The sequence below is a fragment of the Paraburkholderia sp. JHI2823 genome, assembly GCF_038900695.1.
GTDB classification, from domain to species: domain Bacteria; phylum Pseudomonadota; class Gammaproteobacteria; order Burkholderiales; family Burkholderiaceae; genus Paraburkholderia; species Paraburkholderia mimosarum.
Map to the genome: position 1 here is coordinate 71,525 of NZ_JAYMRY010000015.1, position 21,686 is coordinate 93,210.

20 protein-coding genes and 1 pseudogene are annotated in these 21,686 nt (G+C 59.7%); 9 read left to right on the plus strand and 12 right to left on the minus strand.

What is annotated here, in order from left to right; all coding sequences use genetic code 11:
- The first annotated feature begins 82 nt into the window (after positions 1-82).
- From VSR34_RS18080 to VSR34_RS18090, 3 genes are all read left to right on the plus strand, one after another.
- Positions 83-1,003, plus strand: coding sequence for a HAMP domain-containing sensor histidine kinase (locus tag VSR34_RS18080; RefSeq protein WP_081716166.1), 921 nt, complete (start codon positions 83-85; stop codon positions 1,001-1,003).
- Positions 1,004-1,223: 220 nt separating this feature from the next.
- The gene (locus tag VSR34_RS18085) at positions 1,224-1,400 is read left to right on the plus strand and encodes a hypothetical protein (RefSeq protein WP_154671477.1); all 177 of its coding nucleotides are present in this window, start codon (positions 1,224-1,226) and stop codon (positions 1,398-1,400) included.
- A 132-nt stretch (positions 1,401-1,532) separates the two neighbouring features.
- Positions 1,533-3,326 (plus strand): radical SAM protein, encoded by a 1,794-nt coding sequence (locus VSR34_RS18090; protein ID WP_028232828.1) that lies wholly within the window; start codon positions 1,533-1,535, stop codon positions 3,324-3,326.
- 255 nt (positions 3,327-3,581) lie between these two features.
- Here the strand turns inward: VSR34_RS18090 and VSR34_RS18095 are convergent, their stop codons facing one another.
- The 3 genes from VSR34_RS18095 to VSR34_RS18105 all read right to left on the minus strand — a co-directional run bounded on the left by VSR34_RS18095 (position 3,582) and on the right by VSR34_RS18105 (position 8,062).
- A complete protein-coding gene (locus tag VSR34_RS18095) occupies positions 3,582-4,541 on the minus strand; it encodes a LysR family transcriptional regulator (RefSeq protein ID WP_342963126.1) in 960 nt (319 codons plus the stop codon).
- A gap of 72 nt (positions 4,542-4,613) precedes the next feature.
- A complete protein-coding gene (locus tag VSR34_RS18100) occupies positions 4,614-6,653 on the minus strand; it encodes an FUSC family protein (RefSeq protein ID WP_342963127.1) in 2,040 nt (679 codons plus the stop codon).
- Positions 6,654-7,159: 506 nt separating this feature from the next.
- Positions 7,160-8,062, minus strand: coding sequence for a LysR family transcriptional regulator (locus tag VSR34_RS18105; protein WP_051381567.1), 903 nt, complete (start codon positions 8,060-8,062; stop codon positions 7,160-7,162).
- Positions 8,063-8,324: 262 nt separating this feature from the next.
- Here VSR34_RS18105 and VSR34_RS18110 point away from each other — a divergent pair, with 262 nt between their 5' ends.
- Complete coding sequence (locus tag VSR34_RS18110; protein ID WP_342963128.1) at positions 8,325-9,590, plus strand: MFS transporter; 1,266 nt, start codon at positions 8,325-8,327, stop codon at positions 9,588-9,590.
- Between the two features lie 53 nt (positions 9,591-9,643).
- Positions 9,644-9,803 (plus strand): annotated as a pseudogene (locus VSR34_RS18115) (electron transfer flavoprotein subunit beta/FixA family protein); the annotation flags it as partial.
- An 87-nt stretch (positions 9,804-9,890) separates the two neighbouring features.
- Here the strand turns inward: VSR34_RS18115 and VSR34_RS18120 are convergent.
- Positions 9,891-11,075, minus strand: coding sequence for an alpha-hydroxy acid oxidase (locus VSR34_RS18120; RefSeq protein ID WP_244884684.1), 1,185 nt, complete (start codon positions 11,073-11,075; stop codon positions 9,891-9,893).
- Positions 11,076-11,219: 144 nt separating this feature from the next.
- Positions 11,220-12,152, minus strand: coding sequence for a glutarate dioxygenase GlaH (gene glaH / locus VSR34_RS18125; protein ID WP_028232587.1), 933 nt, complete (start codon positions 12,150-12,152; stop codon positions 11,220-11,222).
- 96 nt (positions 12,153-12,248) lie between these two features.
- Between glaH and VSR34_RS18130 the strand changes: the two genes are divergently transcribed.
- Positions 12,249-13,166 carry a LysR substrate-binding domain-containing protein gene (locus VSR34_RS18130; RefSeq protein WP_342963129.1) on the plus strand — a complete coding sequence of 306 codons (918 nt, stop codon included), beginning with the start codon at positions 12,249-12,251 and terminating at the stop codon, positions 13,164-13,166.
- A gap of 65 nt (positions 13,167-13,231) precedes the next feature.
- On the opposite strand, the gene VSR34_RS18135 is transcribed toward VSR34_RS18130, so the two are convergent.
- From VSR34_RS18135 to VSR34_RS18145, 3 genes are all read right to left on the minus strand, one after another.
- Positions 13,232-13,867, minus strand: coding sequence for a glutathione binding-like protein (locus VSR34_RS18135; RefSeq protein WP_028232588.1), 636 nt, complete (start codon positions 13,865-13,867; stop codon positions 13,232-13,234).
- Between the two features lie 4 nt (positions 13,868-13,871).
- The gene (locus tag VSR34_RS18140) at positions 13,872-14,498 is read right to left on the minus strand and encodes a glutathione S-transferase (RefSeq protein ID WP_342963130.1); all 627 of its coding nucleotides are present in this window, start codon (positions 14,496-14,498) and stop codon (positions 13,872-13,874) included.
- A 67-nt stretch (positions 14,499-14,565) separates the two neighbouring features.
- On the minus strand, positions 14,566-15,189 hold the full coding sequence (locus VSR34_RS18145) for an isochorismatase family cysteine hydrolase (protein ID WP_342963131.1): 624 nt from the start codon (positions 15,187-15,189) through the stop codon (positions 14,566-14,568).
- Positions 15,190-15,442: 253 nt separating this feature from the next.
- Here VSR34_RS18145 and VSR34_RS18150 point away from each other — a divergent pair, with 253 nt between their 5' ends.
- Positions 15,443-15,955, plus strand: a complete 513-nt coding sequence (locus VSR34_RS18150) for a helix-turn-helix domain-containing protein (protein ID WP_028232591.1) — start codon at positions 15,443-15,445, stop codon at positions 15,953-15,955.
- Between the two features lie 20 nt (positions 15,956-15,975).
- Here VSR34_RS18150 and VSR34_RS18155 read toward each other — a convergent pair whose 3' ends face one another.
- The 4 genes from VSR34_RS18155 to VSR34_RS18170 all read right to left on the minus strand — a co-directional run bounded on the left by VSR34_RS18155 (position 15,976) and on the right by VSR34_RS18170 (position 20,231).
- Entirely contained in the window at positions 15,976-17,199 is a 1,224-nt protein-coding gene (locus VSR34_RS18155) for a YbfB/YjiJ family MFS transporter (RefSeq protein WP_342963132.1), read from the minus strand.
- 42 nt (positions 17,200-17,241) lie between these two features.
- Positions 17,242-18,228, minus strand: coding sequence for an MDR family oxidoreductase (locus VSR34_RS18160; RefSeq protein WP_028232593.1), 987 nt, complete (start codon positions 18,226-18,228; stop codon positions 17,242-17,244).
- A gap of 67 nt (positions 18,229-18,295) precedes the next feature.
- Positions 18,296-19,474, minus strand: a complete 1,179-nt coding sequence (locus tag VSR34_RS18165; RefSeq protein WP_028232594.1) for an MFS transporter — start codon at positions 19,472-19,474, stop codon at positions 18,296-18,298.
- Positions 19,475-19,610: 136 nt separating this feature from the next.
- The gene (locus VSR34_RS18170; protein WP_028232595.1) at positions 19,611-20,231 is read right to left on the minus strand and encodes an isochorismatase family cysteine hydrolase; all 621 of its coding nucleotides are present in this window, start codon (positions 20,229-20,231) and stop codon (positions 19,611-19,613) included.
- 450 nt (positions 20,232-20,681) lie between these two features.
- Here VSR34_RS18170 and VSR34_RS18175 point away from each other — a divergent pair, with 450 nt between their 5' ends.
- A complete protein-coding gene (locus VSR34_RS18175) occupies positions 20,682-20,972 on the plus strand; it encodes a muconolactone Delta-isomerase family protein (protein WP_028232596.1) in 291 nt (96 codons plus the stop codon).
- Positions 20,973-21,096: 124 nt separating this feature from the next.
- A complete protein-coding gene (locus tag VSR34_RS18180; RefSeq protein WP_342963133.1) occupies positions 21,097-21,645 on the plus strand; it encodes a hypothetical protein in 549 nt (182 codons plus the stop codon).
- Positions 21,646-21,686: the final 41 nt, after the last annotated feature.

Genomic DNA, 21,686 nt, shown 5'->3' on the forward strand with positions numbered 1-21,686 from the left:
ATATTGCATCCTGGACCAATTGGTACACTTTTCATTGTGGGCAAACGCGCCGCCAGTCCGTGAACCGCAGGTCGGGAGAATCATGAAGGACGGAAAGTTCAGTGAGACTGCCTCGATGAAACTGCCCACAGTCGGAGCCATGCGCGGGTGGTTGATACGGATGACTCAACCGGGCCTGTGGTACACGGGGAAGCCAGTGTGGCGACAAGGCACCGGGGCTTTGTCAAAGCTGCCCGAAACGGTGCTGGAGCGTGGGGATGTGAAAGCGGCGGCCCCGGGCAACGCGGGCGATCTCATGCCGCGATCGCAGGAACCCGAAATTGGCTATGTGACTGCCGCGCTTGCCCATGAAGTTGACCAGCCGCTCACAGCCATCCTCAGCAACGCTCAGGCGGCGCAGCGGTTTCTTGCCCAGTCCCCTCCGGCGCTGAGTGACTTGCGTGAGCTGCTCGCCGAGGTCGTCGCCGACAGCATGCGTGCGCACACCATCATTCGTAACATGCGCCTTTCAGCCAGACGCGAACGCGCAGGGACGAGCGCCGTTGACCCAGGCAGCCTCGTGCGCGACGTCATCAGGCTTCTGCGTCGCGAGGCCGACTCCTGCGACGCGCAAGTCTGCGCACAGGTCAACGAAGATCTTCCGCCGGTGCACGGCGATGTCATTCAACTCCAGCAGGTGCTCGTCAATCTGCTGCGCAATGCCCTCGATGCGGTGCGCGAGTGTCCCGCGGGACATCGCAGGGTATGCGTTACCGTCGGTGCGACTGCTGATCGGTGCAAGGTGCGCATTGCCGTGAGCGACGAGGGCGCGGGGACAGCCTGCGACCAGATCGAAACGCTCTTCAAACCTTTCGTCACGTCCAAGCCGCAGGGCTTGGGGCTGGGTCTGCCGATCAGCCGGAACATCGTCATCGCACATGGGGGCCAGCTCCGGGCCGAGCGCAATGCCGGGCGCGGCCTGACGTTCCATGTTGAACTTCCCGCGCAGTCGAGATTCCGATAACCGGAGACGCGTGGCCGAACCGGTACGCATGCTCATCGGCAGTGGCTTCGATACGCCGGAGCTTCATCCGTGAAAATGGCGCGAAGACGGGGGCTGTCGTGGGTGCATGCACTATGCATATATAGTTGAAAGCACAACCATCGGGCGAAGGTCCGATATCAGTGAGAACGGCGCAGGACTAAGCTGAACGCGAAAAGCAATACATTGGGAGTTCCTTGCCATGAAAAATCTGTTCTCAAATCTCGGGCGCCTGGTCAGGGCAATGGGCGCGAAAAGTGCCAAGCGTCACGATTCTGTCTGGCACGTCACCATGCTGCGGCAGCAGGCAGTGATGTCGGGACACACGGCGCGGATGCCAGGCAGCGCGCGCAGGGCTCGCGCTCAGGCGAAATGGTAAACACAGCAGGAGGGCTGAAGGGTAGGATGCGCGTTGTTGTACTGAACGCAGGTTCACGGTCCATCTTCGATGTTCGGAAGAAGGACGACCTTCACGGGATTGTGACTTCCAGACAAGGCTAAAGAGCAGAGCATGGACACGACATACCCCGTTTCTGAAGATTTCCGATTCTCTCTCGTCCTCATCAAGCCGACTCATTACGACGACGACGGCTATCCGATTCAGTGGCTCCGCTCGGTCATGCCGTCCAATACACTCGCTTGTATGTATGCGCTTGCTGATGACGCGCGAAAGCGAAATCTGCTGGGTGCTGGCGTCCGTTTCGAGATCGAAACATACGATGAAACCAACCAGCGGGTGTGGCCAGAGCGCATCATTCGTGACCTGAAGGCAAAGGGCGGGAGATCGATGATCGGTCTGGTCGGTGTCCAGTCGAACCAGTACCCGCGCGCACTCGACCTCGCCCGCCAGTTCCGTGCCGCAGGCTTGCCGGTTGCAATCGGTGGCTTCCACGTTTCCGGCTGCATCTCCATGCTGCCCGAGATGCCCGCTGAGCTTAAGGAGGCGCAAGCAATGGGCGTGGCGCTCTTCGCAGGGGAGGCCGAGGAACGGCGTCTTGACGAGGTTCTTCTCGATGCGTGGAACGGGGCAATGAAGCCCTTGTACCATTTCATGGACACCTTGCCTTCGCTAGAAGGTGCTCCCCAGCCTTTCTTGCCGCGCAAGCACATCGAGCGCACGGCAGGTACCTATACCTCGGTTGACCTTGGCCGGGGTTGCCCGTATCAGTGCTCGTTTTGCACCATCATCAACGTGCAGGGGCACAAGAGTCGCTTTCGCACCCCCGACGATCTGGAAAAGATCATCCGCGAGAACGCAAAGCAGGGCATCGACCGGTTCTTCGTCACGGACGATAATTTCGCCCGCAACCATGACTGGGAGATCCTTCTCGACCGCGTCATCGAACTTCGGGAAAAGGAAGGTATTCATTGCGGCTTCACGATCCAGGTCGACACGCTCTGTCACAAGATTCCAGACTTCATCGAGAAGGCCACGCGCGCGGGTGTGCGTCGCGTGTTCATCGGCCTTGAGAATATCAATCCCGAGAATCTGATTGCGGCGAAGAAGCGGCAGAACAAGATCACCGAATACCGCGCCATGCTGCAGAAGTGGCGCGCCCACGGCGCGATCACCTATGCCGGTTATATCATCGGATTCCCGGCAGACACGAAAGAATCGATCCTGCGCGACATCGAAATCATCAAGCGAGAATTGCCAATCGACATTCTCGAGTTCTTCATGCTCACCCCGCTTCCGGGCTCCGAAGATCATCAGACGATGGTTAGAAACGGCGAATGGATGGACCCGGACATCAACAAATACGACACCAACCACCGCGTCACGCACCACGCGAAAATGTCGGACGCCGAATGGGAAGAAGCATATCGGTGTGCCTGGAGCACGTTTTACTCGTACGAGCACATCCGCACGATCGTCAAGCGGGCAGCGCAGATCCCGAACGGCCGACCGAAGACGATCATGCGCACAATCGCGTGGTTCAGACTGATGATCGAACATGAGGGTGTGCATCCGCTCGAGGGGGGAGCCCTGCGAATGAAACACCGCCGTGACCGCCGTTGGGGACTACCGGTCGAATCGCGGCTTCGCTTCTATCCGCGCTACTGGTGTGAGACCGTTGTCAAGATGACGAAATATCTGCGCTTCTACCTCAGGACAGAGGCTACCCTCAGGGCAGTCATGAAGGCACCGGACCGTTACGCCTACACGGATATCGCCATCACGCCGCTGCAGGAAGAGGAGTTCGAGCAGCTAGGACTGTTCCACGCCACGAGCGGCGGCGAGGCAGCGCTGGCTGTCCACCACCGGCGTATTGCCATCCGGTCATCGGGCCCGTCTGCAGCGTGATATCGCTGATGATTGCATTCGGTTCGCGTCCCGAGTGCTCGCGCGTCTCTATCACCCAACGCCGGTTAATTCACGACTTTCGGGATTGGGTTTTTTATGGTTGCCGCTTGCTGAAAGGTAGATTACGGACTTGGCCTGCTGCGCCGGTGCTTGCCGCAATCGCGGGCGCCGTGCAGCGTCCACTGCCGGGCCTCATCGGACAGACGGTTGGTAGAGCTCGAGCGAGATCCGGCGATGTCCGCGGCGTAATCCGCATCACATCGTCAAATCTGCGTCAGCAAACACAGACGCCGGTGGCACCATATCGCCGTCATCGAGCGTCTGGGGAATGAAATCCCGCAGAAAATCTACCCAGCTTCTGATCTTCGCATCCAGATACTCGCGAGACACGTAGAGGACGCGGATGTGGGTCTCATTCATGCGATGTGTCGGCAGTACACGTAGCAGCGTGCCGTTGCGCAGCCACGGCATCGCAGTCCATAGAGGCAGCGCGCCAATGCCTCGGCCGTCGCGTATTGCGAGCGCCATGGCTTCTGCAACGTTGACCTGAAAGGGCGACGGAGGAAGCTCAAAGGTTTCCATACCATTAGGGCCATCCAGATTCCATCGGCTTTGGGGGAATGCCGGACTGCTGGTGCGCATGCATGTGTGATCGGCGAGGTCGGCCACCGTGGAAGGGATGCCGTGCCGGGAGAGATACGAAGGCGACGCGCACAAAATGTTACAGGTCTTCGCGACCGGGACCGACACGAGACCGGAGTCCGGCAACTCAATCGCGCCCAGTTGAACCGACACGTCGTAGCCTTCCTCGATCAGGTCGGGAACGTGCTGTGAAAGCGTTAATTCGACGCAGACCCGTGGAAACAGCTCCTGGTACCGCAGGACTGCGGGCATCACATAGTGCTGACCGAAGCTGGCGGTGGCATGCACTCGCAGACGCCCTGACGGAAGCAAGTGCGCATTCGATGCCTCCGCCTCCGCTTGATCCACAAAAGCGAGAATCTGGTAGCAATCCCGCAGGTAGCGCTGACCTGCGTCCGTCAGTCCAACGTGGCGAGTCGAACGGTTGAGCAGGCGCGTCTGCAGATGTGCCTCAAGTTCAGTGACGGCCCGCGAAACCCGACCGGTCGACTTATCCACGGAGTTGGCTGCAGCGGTGAAGCTACCAGCTTCAACTACGCGCACAAACATCCTCATGTTGCTTAGTGTGTCCATGATGTTTCCTTTATTCCGCTGCATAGCCCAGATCGCGATGGGAAGCGGCAACGCCGGTCATGCCGTATTGGCCTACCCGCTCGATGCATCCATATAATCTTTTGCCGAAACTGCAATCGTTTGCAGAAGTGCAGCGCCATCCAGAAGCTCGGGTTTGGCCCTGGCGGCAGGACCTGTGACCTGCCGCAGCAATCGGACTGCGACTGAGTCGCAAACCGCTGCGAGGCGCGCGAAATCCAGCTTGCGCAGCCGTCCGCGAATGACTGTCATTGACCGGCGCACGCCTGGATACGATCCAGCACCCTTCTGCAGGGCGAGCAGGCTGTCACCTATCGTCCAGGCCGCGAGCAGCTTGCGCAGCTCGGTTTCCGCACAGGACTCCGGCTTGGCGCTGGAGGCTGCGGTGGCGAAACGGCGGCCGAGGCGGTCGGCAGTGCGGCTAAGCCAGGCATCTCGCCGCCATCGTTGCGGGTTGTGGGCCAGGTCGGAGAGGTCGCGCCGGACCGCGCGATGCAGCCGCGCGATACTCGATGCACGGTCCAGCGGAAACAAGACCGAAAAAGCGAGCGTGGCCCAGGCGATTGCCAGCAGGGTGGACAGTGCGTCGTTGAGGAACACGGCATCGTTGATACGCGCTACGTTGCTGGGTGAAGTGAAGTTCCAGAAAAACAGGGCAAATCCACTGCCGATCGATGACGTTCTGGGATTGCGCATAGCAAGACCGGCCACGACCATGAAGAAATCGGCAATGCACGCCAACGGAATGAAGTCCGACACTGCCGGTAACAAAACAAAATTACACAGGATTCCTACCAGTGCCGCGAAGAATGCGCCCTTGAACCATCCCATTGCAGCGGCTATGGAGTTGGCGCGCGTGGCGAAAAGCGCGCTTACCACCCCGACTGTGGCGACGAAACCCGCGCCCGACGGCCAGGCGCTAAATAGCCAGAAGATCGACGCGGCAACCACGGCAAAAAACGCCCGCATGCCATTGTGCCAGGCAAGCACGTGGTCACGATGGAAGGCAAATTTCACAAGCAATCGCGGAGGATTCACCTGATCCAGGCATGATTTTCTTGCAATGACCTCCTCCCATGCTGTGAGAAGCAAGGTTAGCCGGTCAAGAATGAACAGCCTGCATGTCCGCGAATCGCGCTGGCGGGATGCCTCCAATACAAGAGCGTGCCTGATACGTGACTTCAGAGAGGCGATTCTGGACCTTGCAGTGGTGGAGGAATCGGTGTCATCGCCTGCCAGCACGGACGCTGTTTCATCGACAACGTCAATCTGAAGATCGGGGTAGCGAGTCAGTTGCGCTTGTAACGCGTGGATTGCGGACAGCTGCGTTAGTACTGCGACGATTGCGGCACGCAGATGCCCAATGGCGAGACGGACTTCCGCGGATGCCGCAGCAGCATATTCGGCCGCGGTGTCCAGTTCGAGGGCAGCCGCAAACAGCTTGTGTATGGCGCCTTGATCAGTCTCGCGGCGAAGCGCTCGTGCACCGAACTGCGAAGCCTTGTCCACATAACCATGAAATTGCTCGCGCACCTCACGTAACGCCGCGCCAGGGGCGAGGATCGCAGTGAGGGTTGCTTCGACCAGAATGCCAACGACAACGTAGACAAAGCGCGCGAGCGCGATATCGAACGCGTGAAGGGGCGCAGAAGCGGCATCCAGCCCGATGATCGCTGCCGTATAGCCCGCAAGTACAGCCGCGTAAGCACGAAAATTCCGCAATCCGCTCGCCAATCCGGTGCAAAGTCCGATCCAGGCGGCGAGTCCCAACAGAAACAACCCTGGCGTCTGCGCAAACAGGGCGACGAGCACGAGTGCTGCGACCGCGCCCAGCGCAGTACCGAGGATCCGGTACTGGCTCTTCGATACGCTCATGCCACGACTGTTTTGGGCGACGACCCACACGGTGATTGCAGCCCATTTCGGGTCGTCGAGGTTCATGCAAAACGCGATGTACAGCGCGATCAGCGATGCGCCTGCAGTCCGGACGGAATACGCCACTCCCTCCCATGTAACGCCCGGGATGGACGGTGGGGGCAGCGTCTTGAAGTCCGCTAGCTCCGGAATCTTTATGTGTAAACGGCCGATTTTCATACACGAGCAGGGTCAAACGTTGTTCAGACAAAACGCTTCGAAACCTCAAAGGCAAGGGGCTTCGTTGCACGGCACAGGCCCTGTCGACCGAGGAGATTGACGGAGGTTTTTCAAACGAGCCGGACATTGCATCGTGATTCGACGCGCGGACCGGGGACGTTGCCGCTGCGCTGAATCCGACGAAGTTAGCGCTGTCGCGCGTCAGGCGGGATAGGTGGAAATGTCGTTGCGGACGTTCATTTGAATAGCCTCCCAGGGAAACAGTGAGGCTATTTGACACCCTGACTTAAATATATAAAACGTCACGAAATTGAATTTTTGTTCTCAATCCAAGATTAAATTGGCGTCAGCCCGTCAGCCCGTCAGCCCGTCAGCCCGCATCGCTCGTCACCCTGGCTGAACAAGTTTCATCCGCGCACGTTCATCCCGTACCGTTGTCAGGTCGCCTTTGCCTTGAACTGCGCTGAGTGTCTCTTTCCCTCGTCGTGCCACTTCCTCCGCGGGATTCATGCTTGGGGCACGATACATTGTTCGATCGTATTCATCAGCTGTTTCGCAGACGGTGTCGGTTCCCTGCCGCGGCGCGTGACAAATCCAATATCCCGGCGCATGACCGGTTCGACGAGCGGAATTTTTGCCACTCCGTCGACGTTGAAAACCTCGAGCACCGTTGTCGGCAGCGCAGTCACGCCCACACCGGAGCGTGCCAGTCCGAACATCGTGGAGAGGAGCGAGACATCGTAGGCTGGCGGCTTCACGACCTGGAGACTGGCGAATGCGGAATCCGTCGCGTACCGGACGCTTGTACCCTGAGACATCGCGATGAATGGTTCTTTCAGGATTTCCGCCCATTTCACCCGCCGACGGTGAGCTAGTCGATGGTCGCTTCGGCATACCAGGTAAATTTCATCCTGCGCGATGCTGGAAAACTGAATGTCCGGTTCGACGGTTGTATAGCTGCCGAGGGCAAAGTCGATCTCCCCAGCGCGAACCATGTCGATCAGTTGGCCCGCCACACCGTCTTTCACTTCCACCGAAATCTCGGGATGTGCCTCGTGGAATGCAAAGATCGAGCGCGGTATCCAGTCCGCCGAGGCGGACGGCAACGCGCCCAGTGCGACCCGACCGCGCCGCAATGCGGATCGATCGGCCAGATTCTCCTGTGCGATTTCGAGCTCGGAAAAGATGCGTTCCGCCACTGGCAGGAATTCTTCGCCTGCCGTCGTCAGTTCGACACGCCGAGTCGTTCGATCAAACAGACGGACCGACAGCGCTCCCTCCAGATTGCGGATCAGCAGCGTCAGACTGGGTTGAGAGATGAAGAGCGCCTTGGCGGCGCCGCTGAAGCTTCGGTATCGCGCAACCGCGCGAAATGCATCCAGTTGGTGCAGGGTGAGATTTATAGGCATGATCTATTAAACAATAAAATAATAGTATTTATCGAAGAGATGCATGCATTCTAGACTGGTGTGCATTCCCCTGGCTACTCAGGCGACGATTCCTCGGGACCCTGGTTCGCTGTCTTCGTGAGCACGGGGCGATTGACTGGTCATGCAGGGCAATCGAAATAATATGTAATCCTATATAAAAAATTGTGGGTGCTGGTGAGAACACTTTCGATCATTCGATTCATAGTTAAAAAGTCACACATATGATCAGGAGACAAATTCCATGAGTTGGAATAAGGAGCAAAAGAGCGTCGTAATCGCTGCGTATCTCGGCTGGACGTTGGATGCATTCGATTTTTTCTTGATGGTATTCGTTCTGAAGGACATTGCTGCTGAATTCTCGACTACCGTCCCGGCCGTCGCACTTGCGATCACGTTCACGCTTGCGTTGAGGCCGATAGGCGCGCTCATCTTCGGATGGATCGCTGATCGTTTCGGTCGTCGGCCGACGCTGATGATCAACATCGTTTGCTATTCGTTGCTCGAATTGCTGTCGGGCTTCTCGCCGAATCTGACGACGCTGATCGTGCTGCGCGCACTGTTCGGCGTGGCGATGGGCGGGGAATGGGGCGTTGGCTCCGCGTTGACGATGGAAAGCGTCCCAGCCCAATCTCGCGGCTTCGTTTCGGGGCTGCTCCAGGCTGGTTACCCCAGCGGTTACCTGTTGGCGTCTCTCGTGTTCGGCCTTTTATATCCCTACGTCGGCTGGCGCGGCATGTTATTCATCGGTGTGCTGCCCGCGTTGCTGGTCCTGTTTATGCGCACCCGAGTGCCTGAATCGCCCGCATGGACGGCGACGCAGCACAGCCCCCGGGTCGGGCTGATGGCAAGCCTCAAGCAAAACTGGAAACTGTCGATCTATGCGATCGTCCTGATGACGGCGTTCAACTTCTTTGCCCACGGGACGCAGGATCTTTACCCGACGTTCTTGCGTGAGCAGCATCAGTTCGCGCCGCATGTCGTTTCGCTAATTGTGATCATTCTGAACGTCGGCGGGCTCATCGGTGGTCTGTCGTCCGGCTTGCTGTCGGAAAGGTTTGGGCGCCGCTGGACGATATTCTGGGCCGCTCTGATCGCATTGCCGGTGCTGCCATTGTGGGCCTTTTCCGGCGATCCGATGTTGCTTGCCGCGGGCGCGTTCCTGATGCAGCTCTCCGTGCAAGGCGCATGGGGCGTGATCCCGGCACATTTGAACGAAATCTCGCCAGCAAGCATTCGGGCGACCTTTCTAGGTCTCGTTTACCAACTCGGCAATCTGCTGGCATCGGTCAATGCACCGTTACAGTCGGCGATTGCTGTGCGACATGCCAATCACTACGGGTATGCGCTGGCGATCGTGGTCGGATCGGTCGTCGTCACCATCGCGATACTCATCCTGTTCAGTCGCGAAAACCGGGGTGTCGACATGACCGCTGTATCGGAAATGGAAGCAAGCGGAGGGACATCGGTTGAGACATTCACCGCGCCGCAGGCGTGTCGTAATACATAGTTTTGGTCAACGCGCAGATCCGCGTGCACTGCAAGCCATGCGACATCAAGGAGCTGCCGCAGGCCATGTTTGCCTCGAAGGTCGTGGATGCGGATGGCAAGGCCACCGTGTCGCGCGAAATGGACGGCGGCGCGGAAACGTTGTTGCTCACGCTGCCCGCAGGTGGTCACGACGGACCTGCGCCTGAACGCGCCTCGGGCGATGAGCGGGCCGCAGACGACCACCCGGCGCAGGCAGATGCGTCCGCCTGGAATGGCTCCTGGGCTGGGCGCATCGCGGGGATATCGCGCGATGCAACGTTCAGGTTAGTATTCCGCGATCGATGTCTCCAATCGATACCGTACCGAGCATCGCCATGTTTCGGTCGACTTCGTCCCTGAGAAGGCCGATTGCATGTCGAACACCCGGCACGCCGCCGACGGCGGCGGCATACATGAACGGGCGCCCAGCGAATACGAACTGCGCACCGAGCGCGAGCGCCTTCAGAACATCTCCCCCGCGCCGAATTCCGCTGTCCATCATCACAACGGTCTTGTCTCCAACGGCATCACAAATCTGCGGTAACACGGATAGCGGTTCCACCGCGCCGTCCAGTTGGCGCCCTCCATGGTTCGACACGATGATCCCGTCTGTGCCAATCGCGACCGCGCGTCGCGCATCGTCCGCGTGAAGGATGCCTTTGATGACCAGGCTGCCGCTCCATCGCTGACGAATGCTTGCGATGTCCGACCATGACAGATGGTCGCGTCCGGTGGTGTCGCGTATCGCCGATGCGGACAACATCGGCGCCCCTCGTGTCGCGAACGAGTTCTCGAAGTGGGGCATGCCGTGATTGATCAGCGTGCGGGCGAACGTGCCGAGCAGCCAGCGCGGGTGGGAAATGCCGTCCATCGCAAGACGCAGCGACGGGCGCAGCGGCAGCGAGAAGCCCGTACGCACGTTGTTTTCGCGGTTCGCCCAGACGGGAATGTCGACCGTGAGTACGAGCGTCGAGAAGCCAGCGGCTTTGACGCGCTCGATCAGAGCGTCGCGGCGAGCGGCGTCGCCGGGCAGGTAAGCCTGGAACCAGGTGCCCGATGCCGCCGCATGGACCGCCTCCATCGGAATGAGCGAGGAACCGCTCATGATTGCAGGGATATTTTCATCCTGCGCGGCCGTAGCCAACGCGATGTCGCCCCGATATGCCGAAATAGCACTGATTCCAACCGGTGCGATTCCGAACGGAGACGAGTAGGTGTGGTTGAAGATCGTTGTTTGCTGAGATCGGTGAGAAACGTCGACAAGCACTCTCGTGCGGAACTTCAGGCGTTCGAACGCAGCCCGATTCGCAGCGATCGACATTCCGTCCTCCGCTGCGCCGGAGATATAGCCGAAGAGCGGACGCGGCAGTATGCGCCGTGCGGCCGCCTCGAAGTCCGCGAGCGAGAGGATCCGGCGTAGCCGCCGGGGAACATGCTGTTTGACCCCGTAAGCCGCTTGTTCAATTCGCCCGACGGGCGGCGTTTCCTGCACAGTCACGTGCTCTGCGTAGTCATTCATTCTTTGGCCTCACTGTGTTGCTTCAAATCGCTGCGCCAGCCCTCCGCGGTCGGTGTGCCCGACAACGTCGAAGAGCCTGCGACGTCGACGTCAATACGCAAACGAACCCCGCTGGCGCATCAACTCGCGGTACAGCGATTCGTTCGGCTGGAACGGCGCCCGGCCGTGGAGGTAGAAAAAATTGTTCAGCACCACCAGACCGCCGACCGGCAAAGACACTTCCCTCGTGCCGGCCGATGCTTCCATCGACTGGGACAGGGCGCGGAGAAATGCCGCTTCTTCGCGGTTGGACGGCTGAACGAACTGGTCGATGAACGAGATCGACAGACCGAATTCGCTTTGAAAGAAAAGCGGCCGCTCGATCTGTTCGCTGACGTTCTTGGAATCGGATCCTTTGTAGAAGAACGGCTTGGTTCCGAGCTTGTGATTGACGAAGCGATCGCGCTCTTCCCAGTCGTCGAGGTGCAGAAATCGCGATTCGCCGCCGACCGCGTTTCGCTCCGCGAATTTCATCATCAACAGCCAGTCCGTTGCGTCGCTAACGTACGTACCGTCGGTGTGCATCGTGAACAGCCGGTATGCCTGACGAAGATACGAGTCGCTGTTATCGGTGTGCTTCACCACGAAGCGGGCGTAGTACGTTCCCGACATCGCATCGTGATTGCTCGGGCCGAGAATATGACCGATGGCCGTACCGAACTTCACGAAGTCGGAAGGCTCCTGCGAAAGGCCCTGGAGGCCGATGGTGAAGCCGCCGTGCCGACGGTCCTTGACCAGTTCGACGAGCATGTCGGCAAAGTCGTCGCCGAGGCGATCGACCAGCAGATCGGCAAGGTGATGGCGCATGAACGGGACATATTGGAGATTCTGGACGTCGATATCCCGTACGTCTGTGAGGAATCCGGTCAGCGCGTTGGGCTCAACCGTCACGTTCATGATGCGGTGATGAGTGGGATGCGCCGACAAGCGGAAAAGCGGTTGCCGATGCGTGAGGGAACCAGCGTTGGTGGTCAGGGTGTCCATGTTGTCCTCCAGTGTGTTTCAGGACTCTATTTGATGCCTCTTTTTTGATATCATCCAGAAGCAATAAGCGAATGTTTATTCGCTCCTGGAGATTAAATGATCGACGCCCGTCAACTGCGATACTTCGTTGCAGTGGTGGAGGATCTGCACTTTGCCAAGGCAGCGGATCGATTGAATGTCGCGCAATCAGCGCTTAGCGCCCAGATTCAACGCCTCGAGCAGGAGATCGGCGTTCGTCTCCTGAACCGGAACAAGCGACAGCCCGTTACGCTGACCGATGCGGGGCGTTTGTTCCATGCCGAAGCGGTTGCAGCACTACGTCATATCGAGCGCGCGGATCAGGTTGGCCGGCTGGCGGCCAGAGGCCTGGCCGGTGTTGTGCGGATCGGATCGGTGGCATCCGGCGTGAGCAGTGGTGTGCTCTCGAGAATGCTGCATCAGTTTCGGGTCACGCACGGCGACGTGCGAATCGAAGTCGTGGCCATGGAGACCCCGCGTCAGTTCGAGGCGCTCGTCAGCGGCGAGATCGACGTGGGTATCGTGAGACCCTGGCGCCAACATCCAGCGGGTATCGTGGCCACGATCGTGCAGACCGAGTGCCTTTTGGTCGCGATGGCCGAAGACCATTCATTGGCGGTAGGCGCTCACGTGTCGGTCAGCGACCTGAAGGATCAGCGTTTTATTTCCCCCCACTTCGATGACGACGGGGGATTCAGCGAGGTCCTTACTGCGCTGGGCGCAGCGGGGGGCTTCGTTCCTTTTCTGGAACATCGTGTTCATGATTTCATCGCCGCAATCAGTCTCGCATCGGCGGGATACGGCGTGGTCGTCGTCCCGGAATCGATGCGCAATTTCACACAGCCAGGCATTTGCTATCGGCCGATCGCGGATTTCGAGTATCCGTGTCATCTTGCAATCGCTAGCAGGCAGCGGGAGCTTTCTCCCGCCGTTCGCGCATTCGTGAAGGAATCCCTCGCGCTGTTCACCGGTCGCGCACCGTCAGACCCAGCTTGAGTCAAGCTCGCGGGCGCGTTGGTGACTACCGGTAGAGCGTCGGTCAGGATGACTATGTAATTATCTTAGTCAAGCTTGACCTCGAAGCCGCGACGTACCGCGGGGCGATCGAACATTGCGTCGTACCATCGCTTCACGTTTGGGTAGTCTGCAAGATCGACCTTGTGCCGCTCGTGCCGCCACGCCCAGCCAATGATGGCAAAGTCGGCGATCGAAAGCTCGCCGGCCACGTACTCATGGCCGGCGAGTCTTTCGTTCAGCACCGAATAAAGCCGCCGTGTCTCGTCTGAGAAGCGCTTGAGACCGTAGCGTCTATCGCCTTCGGAAGCGAGGGCGGCGAAGTGGTGCACCTGTCCGGGCATAGGTCCGAAACCGCCCATCTGCCACATGAGCCATTCGATCACGGGTACCCGTTCGCGTAGACCGCGTGGGAGAAATCGGCCGGTCTTTTCTCCAAGATAGAGAAGGATCGCGCCCGACTCGAACACGCTGATAGGCCGACCATCGGGGCCGTCCGGATCGACGATGGCCGGAATCTTGTTGTTCGGGCTGATGGATAGGAATGACGGTGCGAACTGCTCGCGGTTGCCGATATTCACGGGCTGAACGACGTATGGCAACGCCATTTCTTCGAGCGCGACGCTGGCCTTTCGGCCATTAGGCGTGTTCCATGCGTAGAGCGTAATCGGTTCGGTCTTCATGGATTCAGCTCAATTCGACATCGACATGTTTGTTGAAACCCGGACGCGTGGCGAGCGACGCGTACCAGCGCTCGAGGTCGGGCATTCGAGCACGTTCTATGCCCGGCATGCCAAACCATCGCTTCGCGAATGCACCGAGCACGATATCCGCGATCGTGAACGACTTGCCTTCGACGAAGTCGCGACCCTTCAACTGTGCGTCGAGCACTTTCCAGACTTCCGCGACCTTTGCGACATCGGCGGCAATTTTCCCGATGTCCCGCTCGGCCTCGGCTGTACGGATGATTCCCCAGAACACGGGACGCTCGGCCGGCTGCAAGGTCGACAGTGACCAGTCGAGCCAGCGGTCGATGCTGGCCCGCGCCTTTGGATCGGCGGGATATAGTGCGCTGGGTCCACCGTACTGCATCGCGATATAGCGCAGGATCGAATTCGATTCCCAAAGCACGAATTCACAGTCGACGAGGGTGGGGACCTTGCCCATCGGATTCATTGCGAGATAGTCAGGTTCGGTGTTGTGTCCGAATTGCAGACCGGCGTCAATCCGGTTATAGCATAGCGAGATCTCCTCACAAAGCCACAAGACCTTCTGGACATTGACCGAGTTGGCACGGCCCCAGATGGTAATCATGCGTGAGTCCTTCGGGTTTTTGTTGTTGGTTGATTGCTCGCTTGAGTCCGTCATCGCCGGCTAACGCTTATGCCGGCAGTGCTGTCTGCAATTCGGCCGTCGTGACGATCGAGTGGGCAAATGTGGGCCCGTTCAGTTCGTGGGCGGCGCGCATCATTTCCGGGGAGAAGGCGGCGGTCGCGTCGCGCACGAGCGTCACGTGATAGCCGAGTTCCATCGCGAATCGCGCGGTAGATTCGATGCAGGTGTTCGCGAGCAGGCCAACGACAATGACGTGCGAAATGTTGTGCTGCTTGAGCTGGAAATCGAGGTCCGTGTTGGCAAAGCCGCTTTGCGCCCAATGCTCGTGGATGATGATGTCGTCTTCCTGGGGAACAAAATCGGGGTGCCATTCGCCGCCCCACGACCCCTTTGCGAAAGACTGGCGCTTTTGCACGATCAGTTGCGTCGGGTTCGGATGGTCCCAGTCTTCGTAATCGCCAGGCTGCCAGCGGCGATGCGGCACATAGAACACCTGGATGCCAGCATTGCGAGCGGCGCCCACCGCTGCGCGCAAATTGTCGAGGAGCCGGACGTCGTTGGCGACTGCCTCGATCATCGGAAAGATCTTGCCGCCATGTGACAGGAAGTCGTTGTACGGGTCGACCAGCAAAAGACCGGTGTATTCGGCGTGATAGACGGGGTCCGACATGATGTTCTCCGGAAAGCGATTCGGGATGGGGCACGGCACAACCGACATCCGTTGCGCGGAACTTCTTCTGCGGGACGTCGAGCACTTCGATGCCTCACGAGCAGAGTATATATATGAATTTCATAGGTGCAAATGAAACTTCAATACCATATCCAGCTTACGGGTATCGAACCAATTTTTCACTCCGATGCTGGTGCCGTCGCGGCGACGAAATCCGTGCTACTATGAAAACGGTAGTTACGATGGAGACAAAATGAAACGCAGAGAGAAGGGGGTGGCCACGGTGTGCCCGGTGGCGCGGTCGACTGAAGTTGTCGGTGACAAGTGGACGACGCTCGTGCTGCGCGAACTGTACATGGGCGCGACTCGATTCGAGGAAATCCAGATTCAGACGGAGGCGACGCCCCAGATGCTGGCGACGCGCCTGAAGTCGCTCGAAGCTGACGGGATGGTCGAGCGCCGTCCGTATCAGGAAAGGCCGTTGCGCTACGAGTACTGTCTCACGGAGAAAGGCCGGGCATACTATCCGGTGATCCAGGCGCTACGCACTTGGGGTGAAACCTGGTGCAAGAGCAAAGGCGAGGAAGTCGCTGTGCATTTTACGCATCGTGTGTGCGGGCACGAGGTTGGCCTCGACTATGTCTGCCCGTCGTGCGGCGAGTACGTGGAGCGTCGCGACCTCGATGCAACCTTGAGTGCTTCGTTTGCGAAAGAGCGCGAGAGAAGGCGCGAGACATATCGGGCCGCGAAGGCCAGATCGGAATAATGCGGCCAGCGTACAACGGGCTATCGTCCAGACTGCTCTGTGCGCCGCACGCGCACCAGGACGTCCGCGACGAAGGCTAGCGCGAATGCGCCCGCGCCGCACAGGAACACGAGCGCGTAGTCGTTGTGAAGGCGAGAAAAAAGATACGAGTATCCATAGCCGCCGAGTGCCTGAAAGAGGGCAAAAGCCGTGGTTGCACGGCTCCACGCTGCGCGCTGTTCCAGGAAATTGTCCGGTAGCAACTCGTTGATGCAGCCGAGCACGAGCGGCACGATTCCGGGCGTGAACACGCCCAGGATGACTGTGGCGCCTGCGAGAACATAGGGATTTCCTGTCTTTGCAAGTACCACGATCGCGATGGCCTGTAGCACAAGCGCGGCGCGCCAGGCAGCCCGAAAGCCGATCCGGCTGCCCAGAATGCTGCAGATCATGGGCCCCGCGATGGCAGCGAGACCGTATAGTACCCAGTAGTCGGCGCCCACTGCTGCGCCGCGGCCGAGGCCGCGCGCTACGTAGTCCACGAGCAGCACAATTACAGGCACGAGGCCGAGCGCGTTCGCTGCGTATTGTGCATAGAGCACACGCAGTGCGAGGCTGCCGCGCTCAGTCTTGAGCGCTGGCCCGGCCTGCGCAGCAGGCGGATTCGTCGCCGGCCAGCCGAACCAGCTCAAGGCCGTAAGCGAGAACGAGAGCATGCCGAGGCCGAGCCACGTGTCGCGCAGCCCGGTCGCCAGGAGTTGCGGGATCAACGTGCCCGATGCCGCAACGCCGAGGCCCAGCCCGAGAAAGATCATTCCGCTCGCGAAGCCCCAGCGCGGCGCGGGAAGGTGCGGGAGGATCGACGTCGCGACGAGTACCATGATCGCGCCACCGGAAAAGCCCGACAGCAGGCGCCAGAAGAAGAACCACGATACGGAAACGGGCCAGGCGCACGCGAAGAACGCGATCGTAACGGCGGCCATCAGCAGTCGCAAGGCGGACTGGTTCGACAGCTTCGCAACGAGCGGTCGTCCCGCCATCGCACCGATCAGATAGCCGGCGAAATTTGCCGCTCCGAGCGTGACAGTCTGCGAGGAACTGAACCAGTGCGCCTGGATCATCGAGGGAATGAGCGGCGTGTAGGCGAAGCGCGCGAGACCGATGGCGACCAGACTTCCGCAAAGCCCGGCGAACGCTGCGAATAGCGTGCGGGCGTCGAGCGACGATGTTTCGCACCCATCGGACGAGGAAGGAACGGCGGACACTATGAGTTCCGGAACCTGGGTGTGTTGCGGCGGCAAGAAAGGCTACGCATTGACGTCTACGACTGTGCGACCCTGAATCTTGCCTTCCAGTATCTGGCCCGCGACAGGAGGAACGTCAGCGAGTCCGATGACCTGCGTCGCGCGGCCGAGTTTGCTCAAGTCGAGGTCGCGCGCAAGCCGCGCCCAGGCATCGATGCGCACCGACTGCGGGGCATTGACGGAATCGATGCCCGCGAGGGTCACGTTGCGTCGGATGAAGGGCATGACCGAACCGGGGAGGCCCGAGCCCTGTGCCAGGCCGCAGGCGGCGACCACGCCGCGGTATTGCGTCTGGGCCAACACGTTTGCCAGCGTGTGATGTCCAACGGAATCCACGGCACCCGCCCAACGTTCGCTGGCGAGCGGCGTACCTGGCTCCGAGAGCGTTCGCCGGTCGATGATTTCCGCCGCGCCGAGGCTATGCAGATAGTCGGCTTCCGCGTGGCGTCCAGTTGATGCGACGACGCGATACCCGAGGCCCGACAGGACTGCAATTGCGATCGAGCCGACGCCTCCATTGGCGCCTGTGACGAGGACATCGCCGCATTGTGGCGAGACGCCGCCATGTTCCAGCGCCATCACGGCAAGCATGGCCGTGTATCCGGCCGTGCCAATTGCCATTGCGTCGCGCGTGGAAAAAACATCTGGAAGCTTGACGAGCCATTCGCCTTTCACGCGTGCCTTTTGCGCGAATCCGCCGTGATGGCTCTGGCTGAGCTCCCAGCCGTTGAGGACGACACGGTCGCCGGCCGAGATGCCGGGATACGTGGACTCCTCAACGGTTCCGGCCAGATCGATACCGGCGACCAACGGGAACTCGCGAATAATTTCCGCGCGTCCGGTGATGGCGAGTGCGTCCTTGAAGTTCACGGTCGAATATTCGACCGCAATGGTTACGCCTCCGGGCATGAGGTCTTGCTCGCGCATATCGACGATGCGAGTCGAGATCGTGTCACGCGGCTTCGTCGCGAGCAGTGCTTTGAAGGTCATTCGATTCTCCTGAACAGTTGTTTCCCGAAGGCCGTCGCCAAACGGGGGATTCTTTCGGCTGCTTCGGTTAAGCACGCCCGTTGGCGACGGCTGAACCGGACCGCGCGTATGCGAGCGCATTGACCACAACGGCGGCGAGCGAGAGCAAGGCGCCGATCGCGGCGAGGCCGAGCCAGCCAGCGTGCAGGGCCCCCGCGCCGCCGAGTGCCGCACCGAATGCGCCACCAAGAAAGTACGAAACCATGTAAACGGTATTCAGGCGGCTGCGGGCTTCGGGGCGCAGCGCATAGATCCGTGCCTGGTTGGCAATGAAGCTGGCGCGATTGCCCAGATCCAGCAACACCATCCCGACGATCAACCATGCCAGGCTGCGTCCGCCCGCTGCGACAAACGCGAACGCGATGGCGACCGTGAGTGCACCCGCGGTCGCAACCTGGCGCGCGCCGACGCGGTCGACGATCGCGCCCAGCTGTGGCGATACCGAAAGACCGACAAGGCCGATCAGCCCAAATGCCCCGATGGTCGCGGGGCCGTAATGGTACGGTGATCGTGCGAGTAGCACCGCGAGTGTTGCCCAGGGTGCACTGAACGCGGCGAACACAAGAAACCCCATCGTCGCCGAGAGGCGTAGGAGCCTTTGCTTGCGGACGAGGCCAGCGAGCGAGTGCATCAACTCGCGATAGCGGATCGCCGCGAGTGAGTTCGACACGGGCAGTTCCCTGATGACGAACAGAAGGCCAATGTCGATGGCGGAAGCGATCACGAATATCGAACGCCAGCCCCAAAGCGCGCCGACGACGCCACTCAGCGCGCGTGCCAGCAGGACGCCAGTGGAGAGCCCACCCAGCAGGGAGCCGACCACGCGTCCGCGCGTCTGGGGCGTAGCCATGCCCGAGACCGCTGGGATGATGATTTGCGCTGAGATCGAAGTCATGCCAACCAGGAAACTGCATGTGGCCAGCGCGACGAAGGACGGTGCGACTGCGCAGGCGATCAGCGCCACTGCGTTCGCGATGATCGCACGCGTTGCCAGTGTGCGCGGTTGGACACCGTCGGCGAGCGGCACAAAGAGCAGCAGTCCCATCGCATAGCCAAGCTGGGTGAGCGTGGCGATGAGGCTCCCACGCGCCGACGGCACCGCAAACGTTGATGCGATTTGCGGCAGCAGCGGCTGATGGTAGTAGATGGGCGAGACGGCGAGCGCACAGCAAAGAGCCATCAGAAAGACCCGGCGCGGGGAGATCATGGGTGCCTTTGCTAGGGTAGGTGGGGCGGCATTGCGCGGAATTCGCGCTATCGTCGGAGTCCCGAAGGACTAGCCCGCATGGAAGGCGATACCCACCATGCGGACGAACGACTTACAGGGCAAGGCATGACCAGGCTTAGGGCAATGCGTCGATGAACTCGCGGGTGCCTACGATACTGTGCGCGTAGGTTGGCCCATTCAGCTCGTGCGCTGCGTGCATCGATTCCCTCTTGAGGGCGGCCGTTGCGTCCTTCACGAGTGTCACGTGGTAACCAAGCTCCGTTGCATATCGCGCCGTAGCCTCTATGCAGGTGTTGGCCAGCAGGCCGACGATCACCACGTGCGTGATGCGATGCTGCTTGAGCTGGAAGTCGAGATCCGTATTGGCAAATCCACTGGAGCCCCAGTGTTCGAGCGCCACGATGTCACCTTGTTGCGGCGCGAATTCAGGATGCCATTCGCCGCCCCACTCGCCTTTGGCGAAGTGATGACCGTCCATGATCTTGCGCTGGCTCGGGCTCGGATGACACCAGCACTGATAGTCGCCCGGCTGCCACCGGCGGTGCGGTACGTAGACGACCTGGATACCTGCATTGCGGACGGCTCCGTTGATGAGTCGCAGATTCTCCACCAGTCCGACTTCTTGAGCGACGTCCTTGACGAAAGGCCAGACTTTGCCCCCTTCCGAGAGGAAGTCGTTATAGGGGTCGACAAACAGCAGTGCAGTCGACGTGGCCTCGTAGACGAAGTGGCTCATTGCGTTTCTCCGGAAGTGGCTCATGCCAAAACAGTGACTTGACACGGCTCGCCTCTCATCCGGACACGCATGCGACTCGCGATGGCGGTTCAGGCAGAGGTGAAGCCTCTCAGTGGTTGCATTGTAGATATGAAAAACATAGTGTCAAGTTAGGCGTAGATCCCATACTACGAACACGGTTTATTTGGCAAAGTGATGGGCGAGTAGACGGGTTTGCACGCGTGGAAAAATCTTATTACTATGAAAAACATACTAGTAAGCCTCCAGGCGGGAAACCGCTTCGGCGGTCCGGTATCCGGTGGCCGACCCAGTGGCGTCGCATTAGCAAGGATGCCGCTGCTTCTGTCAGACCGGCACGATCAATTTCACCCAGCGCTGAGTTCCGATGTTGTTCGTATTGTTCGTACGAAGCCAACCACCTGGCCGCAGTGCCATACCCAGGAGAGCAACATGCAATACCTCGTGATGATTTCCCGTTCCGAAAACGCATCCTCCATGTCGCTTCATAAGGAAGAGGTCGAGGCGGAGGCTGAATTTGTCCGCCGGCTTTACGCCTCCGGGATAGTTCGGCAGATATGGCTGAGGGCAGAAGGGGGAGCCTGCATGATTTCGGAAGCCGATGACGAAGACGGCTTGAGAGAACTCCTGGGCGAACTCCCGTTGGTCAAGGCCGGCTACCTTGCGTCGCCACAGATCAGCCGGTTGCGCTCGTATTCGGGGTTTGGTCCGCGTAGTCTTTGAGCCACTCGAGCTATCACGTCGGCACGGGCCGGCGAGTCGCTGGAGATGGCGACTGTCACATCATGTCGGCTAGTTGGCGAATCATGCTGGAACAATCTATATGACACGCTGGAAACTATTTGGTATGCTAACCATCATCGTTGCGCTAGTTGCCGTGGTGGCCTCTGCAATGGCGCCGAACGGCGTAGAGTCGCTGCAATACGCGATACGAGCAACGGCTCGCACGTCCTTTGTCCTGTTCCTGGCTGTGTTCCTGTCTACCTCGGTTGCGAGACTCGCGCCGTCGGCGCTAACCCGCGCTTTGGCCAGGGAGCGGCGCTACATCGGACTGTCGTTCGCCGCTTCGCAATTTATGCACGCGATGGCGCTTATCATCTACATTGGGACAGCGCCCGAAGCATTCTGGGTGGGGCGTACGCCCGCGAAAAACATACCGGGTTCCATCGGCTATTTGATGATTCTGTTGCTTACGCTCACATCGTTCGCAATGCCGGCGCGTCTTATCGGTCCAGTCAACTGGAAAAAGCTGCATCTTGCGGGCGTGTGGATACTCGCCGTCATTTTCGCGGGTTCCTTCCTCACCCGAGCCCATCAACATGTCGCTTATCTCGTTCCCGGCATGGTTATGGTCGTCGCTATGTTGCTGCGCATCGCCGAGCGGTTCGAAGCGTGAGGTCAGGGATTCGCCACACCTCGAGGACGCCTCTCGCGCAA

Coding starts and splice junctions, on each gene's coding strand:
- VSR34_RS18180 (WP_342963133.1), top strand. CDS start 21,097: ATGCTAACCATCATCGTTGCGCTAGTTGCCGTGGTGGCCTCTGCAATG.
- VSR34_RS18150 (WP_028232591.1), top strand. CDS start 15,443: ATGAAACGCAGAGAGAAGGGGGTGGCCACGGTGTGCCCGGTGGCGCGG.
- glaH (WP_028232587.1), bottom strand. CDS start 12,152: ATGGACACCCTGACCACCAACGCTGGTTCCCTCACGCATCGGCAACCG.
- VSR34_RS18090 (WP_028232828.1), top strand. CDS start 1,533: ATGGACACGACATACCCCGTTTCTGAAGATTTCCGATTCTCTCTCGTC.
- VSR34_RS18110 (WP_342963128.1), top strand. CDS start 8,325: ATGAGTTGGAATAAGGAGCAAAAGAGCGTCGTAATCGCTGCGTATCTC.
- VSR34_RS18175 (WP_028232596.1), top strand. CDS start 20,682: ATGCAATACCTCGTGATGATTTCCCGTTCCGAAAACGCATCCTCCATG.
- VSR34_RS18095 (WP_342963126.1), bottom strand. CDS start 4,541: ATGGACACACTAAGCAACATGAGGATGTTTGTGCGCGTAGTTGAAGCT.
- VSR34_RS18160 (WP_028232593.1), bottom strand. CDS start 18,228: ATGACCTTCAAAGCACTGCTCGCGACGAAGCCGCGTGACACGATCTCG.
- VSR34_RS18145 (WP_342963131.1), bottom strand. CDS start 15,189: ATGTCGGACCCCGTCTATCACGCCGAATACACCGGTCTTTTGCTGGTC.
- VSR34_RS18135 (WP_028232588.1), bottom strand. CDS start 13,867: ATGAAGACCGAACCGATTACGCTCTACGCATGGAACACGCCTAATGGC.
- VSR34_RS18100 (WP_342963127.1), bottom strand. CDS start 6,653: ATGAAAATCGGCCGTTTACACATAAAGATTCCGGAGCTAGCGGACTTC.
- VSR34_RS18105 (WP_051381567.1), bottom strand. CDS start 8,062: ATGCCTATAAATCTCACCCTGCACCAACTGGATGCATTTCGCGCGGTT.
- VSR34_RS18130 (WP_342963129.1), top strand. CDS start 12,249: ATGATCGACGCCCGTCAACTGCGATACTTCGTTGCAGTGGTGGAGGAT.
- VSR34_RS18080 (WP_081716166.1), top strand. CDS start 83: ATGAAGGACGGAAAGTTCAGTGAGACTGCCTCGATGAAACTGCCCACA.
- VSR34_RS18085 (WP_154671477.1), top strand. CDS start 1,224: ATGAAAAATCTGTTCTCAAATCTCGGGCGCCTGGTCAGGGCAATGGGC.
- VSR34_RS18165 (WP_028232594.1), bottom strand. CDS start 19,474: ATGATCTCCCCGCGCCGGGTCTTTCTGATGGCTCTTTGCTGTGCGCTC.
- VSR34_RS18140 (WP_342963130.1), bottom strand. CDS start 14,498: ATGATTACCATCTGGGGCCGTGCCAACTCGGTCAATGTCCAGAAGGTC.
- VSR34_RS18170 (WP_028232595.1), bottom strand. CDS start 20,231: ATGAGCCACTTCGTCTACGAGGCCACGTCGACTGCACTGCTGTTTGTC.